At 71.2% G+C, this 12,704-nt stretch carries 13 protein-coding genes; 4 read left to right on the top strand and 9 right to left on the bottom strand.

The window, feature by feature from the left end; genetic code table 11:
- Positions 1–60: 60 nt before the first annotated feature.
- The 4 genes from SSP24_RS25210 to SSP24_RS25195 form a co-directional block, all read right to left on the bottom strand.
- Entirely contained in the window at positions 61–1,158 is a 1,098-nt protein-coding gene (locus SSP24_RS25210; RefSeq protein WP_141311984.1) for a YlbL family protein, read from the bottom strand.
- A 55-nt stretch (positions 1,159–1,213) separates the two neighbouring features.
- Positions 1,214–1,396, bottom strand: a complete 183-nt coding sequence (locus tag SSP24_RS25205; RefSeq protein ID WP_141311983.1) for a hypothetical protein — start codon at positions 1,394–1,396, stop codon at positions 1,214–1,216.
- Between the two features lie 99 nt (positions 1,397–1,495).
- Complete coding sequence (locus SSP24_RS25200) at positions 1,496–1,957, bottom strand: molybdenum cofactor biosynthesis protein MoaE (RefSeq protein ID WP_141311982.1); 462 nt, start codon at positions 1,955–1,957, stop codon at positions 1,496–1,498.
- A gap of 250 nt (positions 1,958–2,207) precedes the next feature.
- On the bottom strand, positions 2,208–3,320 hold the full coding sequence (locus SSP24_RS25195) for an SDR family oxidoreductase (protein WP_141311981.1): 1,113 nt from the start codon (positions 3,318–3,320) through the stop codon (positions 2,208–2,210).
- A gap of 193 nt (positions 3,321–3,513) precedes the next feature.
- On the opposite strand from SSP24_RS25195, the gene SSP24_RS25190 reads away from it, so the two are divergent.
- Entirely contained in the window at positions 3,514–4,956 is a 1,443-nt protein-coding gene (locus SSP24_RS25190; RefSeq protein ID WP_141311980.1) for a zinc-dependent metalloprotease, read from the top strand.
- Complete coding sequence (locus SSP24_RS25185; protein WP_141311979.1) at positions 4,953–5,468, top strand: NUDIX hydrolase; 516 nt, start codon at positions 4,953–4,955, stop codon at positions 5,466–5,468. Before SSP24_RS25190 ends, SSP24_RS25185 begins: the two co-directional genes overlap by 4 nt.
- 55 nt (positions 5,469–5,523) lie before the next feature.
- On the opposite strand, the gene SSP24_RS25180 is transcribed toward SSP24_RS25185, so the two are convergent.
- The 4 genes from SSP24_RS25180 to SSP24_RS25165 all read right to left on the bottom strand — a co-directional run bounded on the left by SSP24_RS25180 (position 5,524) and on the right by SSP24_RS25165 (position 9,483).
- Complete coding sequence (locus SSP24_RS25180) at positions 5,524–6,279, bottom strand: AIM24 family protein (protein ID WP_141311978.1); 756 nt, start codon at positions 6,277–6,279, stop codon at positions 5,524–5,526.
- 16 nt (positions 6,280–6,295) lie between these two features.
- Positions 6,296–6,976: an AIM24 family protein gene (locus SSP24_RS25175; protein ID WP_141311977.1), complete on the bottom strand. Its 681-nt coding sequence runs from the start codon at positions 6,974–6,976 to the stop codon at positions 6,296–6,298.
- 14 nt (positions 6,977–6,990) lie between these two features.
- Positions 6,991–8,745, bottom strand: coding sequence for a TerD family protein (locus SSP24_RS25170; RefSeq protein ID WP_141311976.1), 1,755 nt, complete (start codon positions 8,743–8,745; stop codon positions 6,991–6,993).
- Between the two features lie 141 nt (positions 8,746–8,886).
- Complete coding sequence (locus SSP24_RS25165; RefSeq protein ID WP_141311975.1) at positions 8,887–9,483, bottom strand: M48 metallopeptidase family protein; 597 nt, start codon at positions 9,481–9,483, stop codon at positions 8,887–8,889.
- 244 nt (positions 9,484–9,727) lie between these two features.
- On the opposite strand from SSP24_RS25165, the gene SSP24_RS25160 reads away from it, so the two are divergent.
- Entirely contained in the window at positions 9,728–10,954 is a 1,227-nt protein-coding gene (locus SSP24_RS25160) for a TOMM precursor leader peptide-binding protein (protein WP_141311974.1), read from the top strand.
- A complete protein-coding gene (locus tag SSP24_RS25155; RefSeq protein WP_141311973.1) occupies positions 10,947–12,320 on the top strand; it encodes an ABC1 kinase family protein in 1,374 nt (457 codons plus the stop codon). The genes SSP24_RS25160 and SSP24_RS25155 overlap by 8 nt, the downstream gene beginning before the upstream one ends.
- A gap of 92 nt (positions 12,321–12,412) precedes the next feature.
- On the opposite strand, the gene SSP24_RS25150 is transcribed toward SSP24_RS25155, so the two are convergent.
- Positions 12,413–12,622, bottom strand: a complete 210-nt coding sequence (locus SSP24_RS25150; protein WP_141311972.1) for a hypothetical protein — start codon at positions 12,620–12,622, stop codon at positions 12,413–12,415.
- Between the last annotated feature and the right edge of the window lie 82 nt (positions 12,623–12,704).

The raw sequence follows: 12,704 nt of genomic DNA, 5'->3' as shown, positions 1-12,704 counted from the left end.
CGCTGGGGGCGCCCTCCGATCATGGGGGCGCCCCCAGCGCCGTACCGATACGCCTCCTGATCAACCCTTGGCCGTGCACTTCGGCAGGTCGGCGGTGTTGCCGTCGCGGATGTCCTTCAGGGCGCCGAGGGCGTCGTCGATGGTGTTGACCTTGACGAGGGTGAGGCCCTTGGGGGTGTCCTTGGCGGCGGCCGCGCAGTTGTCGGCGGGCGTCAGGAAGTACTGGGCGCCCATGCTGCGCGCGCCGACGGTCTTCATCTCGACGCCGCCGATCGGGCCGACCCTGCCGCCGTCGTCTATGGTGCCGGTGCCGGCGACGAACGAGCCGCCGGTGAGCGAGCCCGGGGTGAGCTTGTCGTAGATGCCGAGCGCGAACATCAGGCCGGCGCTCGGGCCGCCGACGTCGGCGAGCTTGATGTCGATGGTGAACGGGAAGGTGTGGTCGGTTCCGGCCGAGATCCCGACGATGGCGCGCTTCTCACCGGCGTCGTCGGAGGTCGTCGTGGTGATCGTGACCTTCTCCGTCTTCAGCGGCTCGCGGTTCTCCTTCTCGGCGGCGGCCTGCTCCTTGGCGGGCACGATCGTGAAGACGACGTCCTCGCCCGGCTTGTGCTTGGTCACCAGCTCGGCCACGTCGCCGGGCGCCTTCACCGCCGTACCGTCGACGGCCTTGATCACGTCACCGGCGTGCAGCCTGCCCTCCGCCGGGGAGTCCTTCACGACGGTGGAGACGATCACCCAGGACTCCACCTTGACGCCGAGTTCCTTCAGGGCGGCGACCTTGGCGCTCTCCTGGGACTGGCTGAACTCCTCGGCGTTCTCCTGTGTGGACTCCTCCTCTGTCTTGCCGTCCGGGTAGAGGGTGTCGTGCGGGACGACCTTGTTGTCGTGTGCCAGCCAGCCGTAGACCGCCTCGACGAGGTTCATCCGGTAGTCGGCGCTGGTGACGCGGACGGTGGTCATGTTGAGGTGACCGTCCGTCGGGTAGGTCTTGCGTCCGGAGATCCGCAGCACCGGCTCCCCGTCGTGGTCCCCCAGCGTGTTCACCGTCGGCCCCGGGGACATCTCCGAGTACGGCACGGGGATGAGCACTCCCGCGCACAGGAGCGCGATCAGCATGAGGGTGGAGGCGAGCATCGTCGCGGTGCGGCGTGGCATGGCACGACACTACGGGACGGCTCTGTCAGCGCACTGTCAGGGCCGCCTGACGGGGTCACGGGCCGGTGTGGGACTTCTCCATGGCCGCGCGGAAGCGGGCGTAGCCGTCCAGCTCGGGGCCGTCGCTGCGGGCCTTGCGGGTTCTGTTGGCCCAACTGCCCCACAGGCCCGCGCCGACAGCAGCCCCAAGCGGAATCAGCAACCAGGCGAGCGCCGCCATGCCGACCTCCAACCCCATGAGCGTCCGCGAACTGAATGATCAACAGATTAACCATCCGCACTGACAACGCTCATGCCGGGGGTGCGGTTACGCAACCGGAGTCGCCCGCCTGGAGGGTCAGCAGGCCCCCACCCACTCCTCGGTACCGTCGGAGAACTTCTGGTGCTTCCAGATCGGCACCTCGTGCTTGAGGTCGTCGATCAGCTTCCGGCAGGCCTCGAAGGCCTCCCCGCGGTGCGGACAGGACACGGCGACCACGACGGCCAGATCCCCGACCTTCAGATCCCCCACACGGTGTACGGCGGCCAGCGCCCGCACCGGGAACTCGGCGACGACCTTCTCGGCGATCCGCCGCATCTCGGCCTCGGCGCTCGGATGACAGGAGTACCCGAGCGCGTCGACGTCGGCACCCCCGTCGTGATTGCGCACGGTGCCGACGAACAGGGCGGTGCCCCCGGCGGCGTCGTCCCCGACGGCCCGGAAGACCTCGTCGAGGGAGAGGGCCGACTCGCGGATGGCGATCAGTTTGATGGGCTGCTGTGCGCCCTGCTCGCCAGGGTGATCATTGGTGGCTGCCATGCGTCCATCGTGCCGCACGCGCGTGACACGCGGGAATGGCGCATTCACCAGGCACGCGTGCGTGGCCGTTGGAGCCTCATACAGGGAGACGCCTGCTTTTCGGCGCGGGCTGCATCTTCTCAGCCCGTCCGGCGCTTGAGGACGAGGCCGTTCAGGCCGAAGCGGGGGTCTGGGGGCGCAGCCCCCGGGATGGGACGGGTAGGGGCGGCGGGGGCGAGAAACCCCGACGTCCGCCGCAGCCCGCGGCCCCTCAGAGTCGCCGCCGAGCCTTCCGAGCCCTGCGCACCACGGCCGCCGCACCCAGCAGAGCCACCGTCGCCCCCGCGGCCCCCGCAGCCGTCGCGTCCTTCCGCCCCAGCCGCCGCCCGGCCACCGTATGCCGCCCAGACACCTCCTCCAGCAGCTCGGCGAGCACCTCCTCATTGGTCCACCGGGCCCGCCACCCGGCGTCATGCAGCCGGCTCCCACTGACCACCCAGGGGTACATCGTGTACGCCAGGTCCCCAGCCGGCGACGGCGTCAGCCCGATCCGGTGCAGCCGCGCCGCCGCCCCCAGCGCCACCGCCGACGGCAGCTCCATCCGCCGGATCCCGCTCAGCTCCTCGACCTCCTCCTGCTCCAGCCACCCGTCGCACCCCACGGCGAGCTCCCCCTCGACCTTCTCCAGGACGGCGTACTCCAGAGCACTGCACAGATCTTCGACGTGACAGAACTGCCAGGCCGGCCGCGACCCGGCGACGACAAGCAGACGGGGCGACTCGAAGTACCTGGTCAGCGCGGTGTCCGTGCCTCCCACCAGGACAGCGGGCCGCACCACGGTGACATTGAGCCCCGGGTGCGCCCGCGGCGCACGCCGCGCCAGCCGCTCGATCTCCAGCAGGTCCCCCACCCCGGTGGCCTCCGCCGTCGCCCGCAGCTCGGCGTCCTCCGACAGCGGCAGCTCGTTGTCCGGCAACGCCCCGTAGACCATCGCCGACGTGCACAGCACCACTCGGTGCACCCCGGCCGCCGCGGCGGCGGTCAGCACGGTCTGTGTCCCGCGCACGTTGTAGGCCGTACGGGCGGCCGCGTCCGTCTCCAGGTCCAGGTCGAGCGCCAGGTGCACCACCACGTCCGCGCCCCGCAGCTTCTCCGCGATCGCCGGATCCCGCACGTCGAGGATGTGCCACTGGGCCGCCGCGCACTCGCCGCGCCGCTCGTCGATGGCGATGACCTGCTTGATCTCGTCCGACGCGGCCAGCCGCGCGGTGAGCAGCGCGCCCACGCCGGACGCGGCGCCGGTGACCGCGACGACGGGCCCGCGCAGGGCGGGAGTGGTTGACAGGTTTCGCGCTGCGCGAACCTGCGGATCTGGGGAACTCACCGGGTGTCTCCAGCGGTTGTCTTCACATACGAGCGCGAGTGAGGCGTACGTACCAGGTGGCATCCATCCTGCCGCAGGCCGCGAGTCGGCGAAGCACCGAGGCCCGAACCGCCCGGGGTGTCTAGGCTGGGTGGTGTTGTCGGGCAGTCGTGCCGTCGGGGAAGACCGGCGGCCTTAACAGCCGAGGAATCCCGTGAGTGACACCCCATTCGGATTCGGCCTTCCGCCGGAGGAGCCGGAAGACGGCGACGAGGGCAAGAAGAAGGACCAGCAGAGCGGTGGTGGTCAGGGACCGGCCAACCCGTTCGGTTTCGGCGGGCTGCCCGGTGCCGGAGGCTTTGGTGGCCCCGGCGCGGACAATCCGCTCGCTGCCATGTTCGGTTCGCTGAACCCCACCGACCTGGGCGCCGCGTTCCAGCAGCTGGGCCAGATGCTCTCCTATGAGGGCGGCCCGGTGAACTGGGACATGGCCAAGCAGATCGCCCGCCAGACGGTCTCCCAGGGCACGTCGGACGGCACGAAGGACGCGAGCGTCGGCCCCGCCGAGCGCACCGCGGTCCAGGACGCCGTCCGCCTGGCCGACCTGTGGCTGGACGACGCGACGTCCCTGCCGTCCGGCGCCGCCTCCGCGGTGGCCTGGAGCCGCGCGGAGTGGGTCGAGGCGACCCTGCCCGCGTGGCAGGAGCTCGTCGACCCGGTCGCCGAGCGCGTCGGCGCCGCCATGGGCGACGTCCTGCCGGAGGAGATGCAGGCCATGGCCGGCCCGCTGATCGGCATGATGCGCTCGATGGGCGGCGCGATGTTCGGTACGCAGATCGGGCAGGCCGTGGGCGTGCTCGCGGGCGAGGTCGTCGGCTCGACCGACATCGGCCTGCCGCTCGGCCCGGCCGGCAAGGCCGCGCTGCTGCCGGTGAACATCGAGGCGTTCGGCAAGGACCTGGGCGTGCCCAAGGAGGAGGTGCGGCTGTATCTCGCCCTGCGCGAGGCCGCCCACCAGCGGCTGTTCGCGCACGTGCCGTGGCTGCGCTCGCACCTGTTCGGCGCGGTCGACGGGTACGCGCGCGGGATCAAGGTCGACACGGCCAAGCTGGAGGACGTGGTCGGCCAGTTCGACCCGCAGAACCCCGAGCAGCTGCAGGACGCGCTCCAGCAGGGCATGTTCCAGCCGGAGGACACGCCGGAGCAGAAGGCGGCGCTGGCCCGTCTGGAGACGGCGCTCGCGCTCGTCGAGGGCTGGGTGGACGCGGTGGTGCACGCGGCCGCGAAGCCGCGCCTGTCGTCCGCCGACGCGCTGCGTGAGACCCTGCGCCGCCGTCGCGCGACCGGCGGCCCGGCCGAGCAGACCTTCGCCACGCTGATCGGCCTGGAGCTGCGCCCGCGCCGGCTGCGCGACGCCTCCCGCCTGTGGGCGTCCCTGACGGACGCGCGCGGTGTCGACGGCCGGGACGCCCTGTGGGCCCACCCGGACATGCTGCCGACCGCGAACGACCTGGACGATCCGGACGGCTTCGTGCACCGCGAGCAGCTGGACTTCTCCGAGCTGGACAAGATGCTCGGCGAGGCGGCGGACGGCTCCGCCGGTAAGCCGAACCTGAAGAAGGACGAGGGCGACGACAAGGGCGACGACGCCGAGTGAGCCTGTATGACGACGCGGTCCTTGTACTCAAGAGCTACGAGGACCAGCAAGAGTTGCGCGACGTCTACCTCGATCACCTGGCGGCCCACTCGGACGGCATGTGGAAGTCATTCGCGGACGGCCACATCACGGCGAGCGCCCTGGTGATCGACCCGGAGCGCAGCCGGGTGCTGCTGACGCTGCACCGGAAGCTGCGCATGTGGCTGCAGATGGGCGGCCACTGCGAGCCGGGGGACGTCTCCCTGGCGGCCGCCGCCCTACGCGAGGGCACCGAGGAGTCGGGGATCGGAGGTCTGACGCTGCTGCCGGGCGGTCCGGTCCGCCTGGACCGGCATCACACGCCGTGCGCCTGGCACCTCGACGTCCAGTACGCGGCGCTCGCTCCGGCCGGAGCCGTGGAGGCGATCAGCGACGAGTCCCTCGACCTGCGCTGGTTCCCCTACGACGAGGTCGCGGACGTCGCCGACGACTCGGTCGTGCGCCTGGTGGAGGCGACCCGCGCCAGGCTCTGAACGTGTAAGGGGCGCCCGCACAGGCAGGCGCCCCTTACGTTTGCTTTCCGGACGGTCAGCTCCAGACGTTGCCCTGGTTCTGCCCCCGAGCCCCCTGCTGCCCCATGCCGTACTGCGCAGCGAGACCCGAGCCGATCTGGGCGTTCTGCGGCGGCAGCAGCTCGCTGGGCTGGACCAGCACGTAGCCGGTGCCCATGAAGCTGAGCTCCCAGCCCTCACCGGTGTTGCCCCGGCGCCGCCACACCCCGGAGGAGTGCGTCTGGGCCTGCATCTGCACACGCAGCGCGGTGGACCAGGCGACGATCGCGTCGGCGTCGCAGTTGACGTACTTGTCCGGCGTGACCTGCATCATCAGCGGCGCGCCCGAGGTCATCAGGGCGACCCGGCCGCGGCCGGTGATGTTGAGCTGGTACTTCCCGGACCCGGAGATGCCGTACAAGCTGTCGACGGCGATGACCTCGTGGTGCAGCCCGGAGTCCATCGCCAGCACATAGCTGCTGTCGACGGTGAGTCCGTCCTGGTCCACGTCGACGACGTGAATGTGCTGGGCGAGGTTGGCGAAGTAGACCGTGCCCTGCCCGTGGCAGCGCATCAGGTCCAGGCCCTCACCGGTGCGGGCACGCGCGCGTGCCTGCCGGTTGCTCTGGAACTCGGCGTCGAACTCGACGAGCCCCTGGTAGGCGACCATGGTGCCCTTGCGGGCCAGGATGTCGTCGTGACCCTCCAGAGTGACGCGCAGCATCTGCTTGTTCTGCAGGCTCCAGCGCTCCTGGCTCTGCTGGTCGTTGTGGGCGAAAAGCGGACTCTGCATGGTGTGGTGCTCCCCCTCAGCCCCGGACCCGGAGATGGTCGGTGCTGTCCTCGCTGGGCTGGACGACGACGATGCCCTGGCCGGAGAAGGCCATCTGGTAGGCCTCGCCGCTGCCCCGGCCGATCAGTGACTGCGCCTTGAAGCTGCGCTTGCCCTTCACCTTGAGGTTCGGGGACCAGGCGACGAGCGCGTCCGGGTCGACGTACGTCTCGTCCTCGCCACCGCCGCAGTCGACGACGATCGGCTTGCCCCGGGAGGTCAGCGCGACCCATCCCTGCCCGGAGATCTTGGTGTTCCACAGCCCCTGCCCGGCGAACTTCGCCAGGCCCTTCACCCGTTCGACGCCCCACGTCAGATGCGCGTCGAAGGCGAGCAGGTTGGTGGCGTTGACGGAGATGCCGTCGCCGTTGAGGTTGATCACGACGACGTTGGCGCCGTAGTCGGCGAGATAGAGCAGTCCGTCACCGGAGCACTTCATCAGGGGTGCGCCCTCGCCGGTCATCCAGTCGCGGGCGACCTGGCGCACGGCCGGCGGGTTCGGCTCGTACTGGATGAAGCCCTCGTAGGCGACCATCGACCCCACGCGCGCGAGGAGGTCGTTTCCGGTCTGCATGGCGACCTTCAGCATGTGGTTGCCGTGGTTTTCCATGCGGGCGGTGACGGGTGCGGGGGCGTAGCCCGCGAGCGGCTGGTTCATGACGGGCTCTCCCTTTAGATCTCGTACGGCTGGACGACGATGAAGTTGCCGGGCGCGCCCCGGAACTGGAGGTTGACGCTCTCCCCGGTGTCGCCGGGGTACGCGTTGCGGCGCATCCGTACCTGGCTGGAGACGACCACCTGGGAGGCGGCCGACCAGGCGACCACGGCGTTGCAGTCGGCGAACGTCGTCGGCGTGACCGGCAGCACCACGGGCGTGCCGTGCGTCTTGACGACGATGGTGCCGGTGCCGGTGAACTGCATGGTGAACAGCGCACCGCCGGGGATGCCGTGTCCCTCGATGCGGCGGACCTCGTACTGGAGGCTCTCGTCGAACGCGAGGACGTTTTCGGCGGAGACGCAGATGCCGTCACCCTGGAGTTCGATGGGGTGCAGCATCGTGGAGTTCTCGGCGAGGAACACCTGCCCCTGGCCCGTGCAGCGCATCAGCTGCATCTCCTGGCCGGTCGCGTTGCCGACGATCCGGCCGGCGAACCCGGCGCCCTTGTAGCTGAAGTCGACCTTGCCCTGGTAGAGCACCATGCTGCCCTGCCGGGCCAGCACGGGCTGGCCGCCGATGCCCAGGTCCACACGGACGAGCTTCTTGTTCTGCTGCGTCCAGCGCTGCCCGGTGGGCGTCTCCTTGAACTTCTGGAGCGCACCGGCGACACCGGGTGCCTGAGGGGCGCCCTGGGGCGCGCCCTGTGGCGACCCGTAGAGGGCCTGTTGGCCGTAGCCCGGGGGCGGGGTGGGCTGTCCGTAGCCAGGGGGCGGCGTGGGGGCCTGCGGTGCGGGCGGCTGGGCGTACCCCGGGGGCAGCGGGGCGGTCTGGCCCGGGGCGGCCTGGCCGTACGGGGGCTGCTGTTGGGGCGGCTGCCCGTACGGGGGCTGCGGCTGGCCGCCGTAGGGCGGCGCGGGCGCCGGGGCGGGCGGCGGTACGGGAGCGCCGCCGGGCGGGGTCATGGGCGCGACGACGGTGGGCGCGGTGTGCACTTGGGGCGCGGGCGCCGGGGCGGGTGCCGGGGGCGGGGTGGTTCCGGCGGGCGGCGCGAAGCCCTGCGCGGCGGGCTGTGGCGCGGGCGCCGGAGCGGGTGCGGGCGCCGGAGCAGGGGCCGGTGTCGGAGCGGGTGTCGGGGCCGGTCCGGTCGGGACGCCGAACGCGGGCGGCGCGGAGGCCTGTCCGGGCGGCGCGAAACCGGGAGCGCCACCGGTCTGCGGCTGCGGCTCGGCCGGTGTCTCCTCTTCGAGCACCTCGCCGCCGAAGTTCTTCAGCAGCGCGTCCAGGCCACCGTCGAAACCCTGTCCGACGGCCGCGAACCGCCACACGTCCTTCAGGTAGAAGTCGCCCAGCATCACGGCCCGTTCGGTGGAGAACTCCGAGCCGTTGAACGAGTACCGGGCCACCTCCTCGCCGCCCGCGACGATGCGGATGTAGCCGGGACTGATCTGCGACATCTGCCCGGCGCCGTCGATCGTCGCCGTGAACGACAGCTTCTGGATCTGTGCCGGGATCTTGTCGAGCGTGACCCGGAAGGACTCGGTGTCGCCCGCCTGGGCACCCAGGAGCTGGACGGCCTCCTCGGGAGACTTCGGCTGGTTGAAGAACACGAAGTACCGGTCGTCCGAAAGCCGTTCGTCGGCGTCCAGACCGAAGCAGCTGATGTCGAAGGTCAGTCCGGGGCCCGAAATCTGCACACCTACGTACAGATCCGTGCCCGCGGTGAGGTCACTGATCCGGGCCTTGTGGCCGCGTTGGAATTCCCTGGCCATGCGTAACGACCGTCCCCCATCCCGAAGTGCTAGTGCGTCGCGCCAGGCTAACGGCAAACTCGGACACCGGCCGAAGTCGGTACAGACCCGGTACACAACCTCGTTCTCAGCCACGCCCGAAGCAGGTGCGGCGAGAGCGGATCACTCCCCGCGCGCGGCGGGCAGATGCGGCAACCGGTCGGCGGCGACCACCCCTTCGAGGTAGCCCCGGGCCCGCTCGGTCCGCGGATACGCCTCCAGCAGCCGCCAGAAGCGGGGCCCGTGCCCGGGCACCAGCAGATGCGCCAGCTCGTGGAGGAGCACGTAGTCGACGACGTACTCGGGCATGCCCTGCAGCCGGTGCGACAGGCGGATGCTGCCCTCCGAAGGGGTACACGAACCCCAGCGTGTGTTCTGGTTGGTGACCCAGCGCACCGACGTGGGCCGCGCGCGGCCGTCGAAGTACTGGGCGGACAGCCGCTCGGCTCGCTCGGTCAGTTCGGAGTCGCCCAGCACACGCTTGCTCTCCTGGGCGGCCAGCTTGTCCAGCATGACGCTCACCCAGCGCTGCTCCTCCGCCTCGGACATCCGGGCTGGAATGAGCACGACGGTGCGATCGCCCTCACGGTACGCGGAGACCGTCCGGCGTCGACGGGAACTCCGGCGCACCTCGATCACGCTCGCCTTCGAACCGCTCGGCGGCGGGCTCGTCGTGCTGCGGTGCGGCTTTCCGGCGCGGTGCAGTGGGTCGGCGGACACGCCCCGACGTTACCCGCTGCACACGGGGGAAGTCCCGAGTCCGGGACGGTTCGATTCCGATCCCCCACCATGCGTTTGATTTGTACGACAAACATCCCCCACCTGTGGATAACTTTCGGCGCCGCACCGCCGGTCCGGGCATGCTGGCACTCGTCGGCAACGACCCGGCCGGCCCGGAACAGCCCGGCCACCTCGTCCGACAAACAGTGACTTTCAGGGACATTCATGACTACGGGGGCCTGTCATGCATCCGATGGTGAAACCCGCGCTGCGGCGCGGCTGGCGCGACCTCAACACCGTGCAGTTCGGCATGACGCCGGCTCACGCGATGACGCTGGGTCCGATGGACACCGCGACGGGCAGCTTCCTGGAACTGCTCAACGGCACACGCGGGCTGCCGCTCCTGCGCGAGGAGGGCCGGCGGATGGACCTGCCCGACGGCCACGTCGACGAACTGATCCGGCGGCTCGCCCGATCCGGACTCCTCGACGACGCCAGGGGCGGCGGACCCGCCGCCGACGCCCTGCGCGGCAGACAGGCCGTCCTCGACCGGCTGCGCCCGGACCTGGCCACGCTGTCCCTGACCACCGCCGAACCGGGCGACGCGATCCGACACCTCGCCGCCCGCCGCTCCCTGCGGGTGCAGGTACGGGGCGCCGGCCGCGTGGGCGCCACGGTGGCCGCGCTGCTGTCGAGCGCGGGCGTCGGCGAGGTGGACGTGCGCGACGGCGGCTGCGTCGAACCCTGGGACGTGGCACCGGGCGGGCTGCCCGCCGAGTCCATCGGCGAACGCCGCGACGAGGCCGCCCGCCGCGTCGTCCGCAGGGCCGCACCCGACCGCCAGCCCCGCCGCGACCACCGCACACCGACGGAACCGGCCGAACCGGGCTTCTCCCTGGTGATCCTCACCCCACGCGACGACGTCGCCGTACACGCCCTCACCCCGGACACCGCCGAGCCTATGATCGCCTCCGGCACGCCCCACCTTTACGCCGGGGTCGTCGAGGGCACCGGCGTGGTCGGCCCCTTCGTCCTGCCGGGCGAGACAGGCTGCGCCCGCTGCCTCCACGAACACCGGACAGACCGGGACCCGACCTGGCCCCGCCTGATCGCCCAGTGGCGCTCGGGCCGGCAGCGCCACGTCCGCCCCTGCGACGTGACCTTGGCCACCACGGTCGCCGGCCTGACGGCCGCACATGCCCTCGCCTTCCTCGACGGCCGCCGTCCCACCAGCGCGGGAGCCCGTTGGGAGATCTCCGTCCCAGCCCTCCACTGGCACGCACGACCGGTTTGGGCGCATCCGGCATGCCCGTGCGGGGCCGCCGAGAAGGGTACGGAGAAACCCAAGGGGGAACGCGCCTCAAAGGACGGGGAAGCACAAGAGACAATGGCGGTGGAACGGTCGTCAACGGACGTACGCCGTCGGGCAGGCGCGGCGCGGCCGGCTGGGACTTGGAGGGCGCATGTCTGATCTTCCCCGCAAGGCGGTCACCCGGACCGCCAAGCTCGCCGCGCTGCCGCTCGGCTTCGCCGGCCGGGCGACCTGGGGCCTGGGCAAGCGGATCGTCGGCGAGTCCGCGGAGCTCGTCGGCCGCGAGTTGCAGCAGCGCACCGCGGAGCAGCTCTTCAAGGTGCTCGGCGAGCTCAAGGGTGGCGCGATGAAGTTCGGGCAGGCCCTGTCCGTCTTCGAATCGGCGCTGCCCGAGGAGATCGCCGGGCCCTATCGGGCGGCCCTGACCAAGCTCCAGGACGCGGCGCCGCCGATGCCGACGCGCACTGTGCACGGGGTGCTCGCGGAGCGGCTCGGCGAGGACTGGCGGGAGCTGTTCCTGGAGTTCGAGGACAAGCCGTCCGCGGCGGCCTCGATCGGCCAGGTGCACCGCGGGGTGTGGCACGACGGCCGCGAGGTAGCGATCAAGGTGCAGTACCCGGGAGCCGGCGAGGCCCTGCTGTCCGACCTCAACCAACTGAGCCGATTCGCACGGCTGTTGGGGCCGCTGATCCCCGGCATGGACATCAAGCCGCTGATCGCGGAGCTGAAGGACCGCGTCTCGGAGGAGCTGGACTACGGCCTGGAGGCCCAGGCCCAGCAGGCGCACGCCGAGGAGTTCGCCGGCGACCCGGACGTCGTGGTGCCCGCCGTGGTCCACCAGTGCGACGAGGTCCTGATCACCGAGTGGATCGAGGGCATCCCGCTGTCGGAGATCATCGCGGACGGCACCCAGGAGCAGCGCGACCGGGCCGGCCAGCTCCTCGCCCGTTTCCTCTTCTCCGGCCCCGCCCGCACGGGCCTGCTGCACGCCGACCCGCACCCCGGCAACTTCCGCCTCCTGCCCGGCGGTCCGGCCGGGGAGGACGACTGGCGCCTGGGCGTCCTGGACTTCGGCACGGTCGACCGCCTACCGGGCGGCCTGCCGACCCCCATCGGCGACTCCCTGCGCATGACGCTGGACGGCGAAGCCCAGGCCGTCTACGACTTGCTCTGCGCCGAAGGCTTCATCAAGGAGTCCATCGAACTCGACCCCGACGCAGTCCTCGACTACCTCCTGCCGATCATCGAACCGGCCCGAGTCGACGAGTTCACCTTCACCCGCGGCTGGATGCGCAGCCAGGCGGCCCGCGTGGCCGACATCCGCTCCCCCGCATACCAACTCGGCAAGCAGCTCAACCTCCCCCCGGCGTACCTCCTGATACACCGAGTGACCCTCAGCACAATCGGCGTCCTATGCCAACTGAACGCCACGGTCCGCCTGCGCGAGGAACTGGAGGAGTGGCTGCCCGGGTTCGTGCTGGAGGAGGTTGTGGAGGAGGGAGACACGGCGGCGGCCGAGGCGTGAGCCGGGCTACTGGGCTGCCGGTTTTCGGGGGGCGGCGGGGCGGGGCGGGGTGGGAGGGGGAGGGGGAGGGGAGGCCCCCGGAGAAGCCGGCCTCACCACCACGCCGAATCCAGTCGCCCCTCAATAGCCCTCAAGTTCTCCCGAGAGCAGGCCTCGCAGAAGTAGCGGCGCTTGCCGTTTTCCACGGAGCAGGTCCAGGTCGGCTGGGGAGCGCGGGCCTGGGTGCCGCAGCGGGCGCAGACGATGGGGTGGGGTTCCGGGGCGGAGCCGCCTTTGTCGCTGCCTCCGGGAAGACTCGTCACCCGGCGACGATATCGCCGTGGCCGGTGGATCGGCGGGCACAACGCACGGCGGGGGCCGGTCCGTTCGGTCGGACCGGCCCCC

It is taken from the genome of Streptomyces spinoverrucosus (assembly GCF_006539505.1).
Taxonomy (GTDB): Bacteria; Actinomycetota; Actinomycetes; order Streptomycetales; family Streptomycetaceae; genus Streptomyces; species Streptomyces spinoverrucosus.
The sequence above is the reverse complement of the archived record's forward strand: the minus strand, read 5'-3'. Positions and strand labels throughout refer to the sequence as shown.

Excerpts from the sequence above, each read along its gene's own strand:
- SSP24_RS25175 (WP_141311977.1), bottom strand. The coding sequence starts at position 6,976 with ATGAACCAGCCGCTCGCGGGCTACGCCCCCGCACCCGTCACCGCCCGC.
- SSP24_RS25160 (WP_141311974.1), top strand. The coding sequence starts at position 9,728 with ATGCATCCGATGGTGAAACCCGCGCTGCGGCGCGGCTGGCGCGACCTC.
- SSP24_RS25155 (WP_141311973.1), top strand. The coding sequence starts at position 10,947 with ATGTCTGATCTTCCCCGCAAGGCGGTCACCCGGACCGCCAAGCTCGCC.
- SSP24_RS25180 (WP_141311978.1), bottom strand. The coding sequence starts at position 6,279 with ATGCAGAGTCCGCTTTTCGCCCACAACGACCAGCAGAGCCAGGAGCGC.
- SSP24_RS25210 (WP_141311984.1), bottom strand. The coding sequence starts at position 1,158 with ATGCCACGCCGCACCGCGACGATGCTCGCCTCCACCCTCATGCTGATC.
- SSP24_RS25200 (WP_141311982.1), bottom strand. The coding sequence starts at position 1,957 with ATGGCAGCCACCAATGATCACCCTGGCGAGCAGGGCGCACAGCAGCCC.
- SSP24_RS25205 (WP_141311983.1), bottom strand. The coding sequence starts at position 1,396 with ATGGGGTTGGAGGTCGGCATGGCGGCGCTCGCCTGGTTGCTGATTCCG.
- SSP24_RS25170 (WP_141311976.1), bottom strand. The coding sequence starts at position 8,745 with ATGGCCAGGGAATTCCAACGCGGCCACAAGGCCCGGATCAGTGACCTC.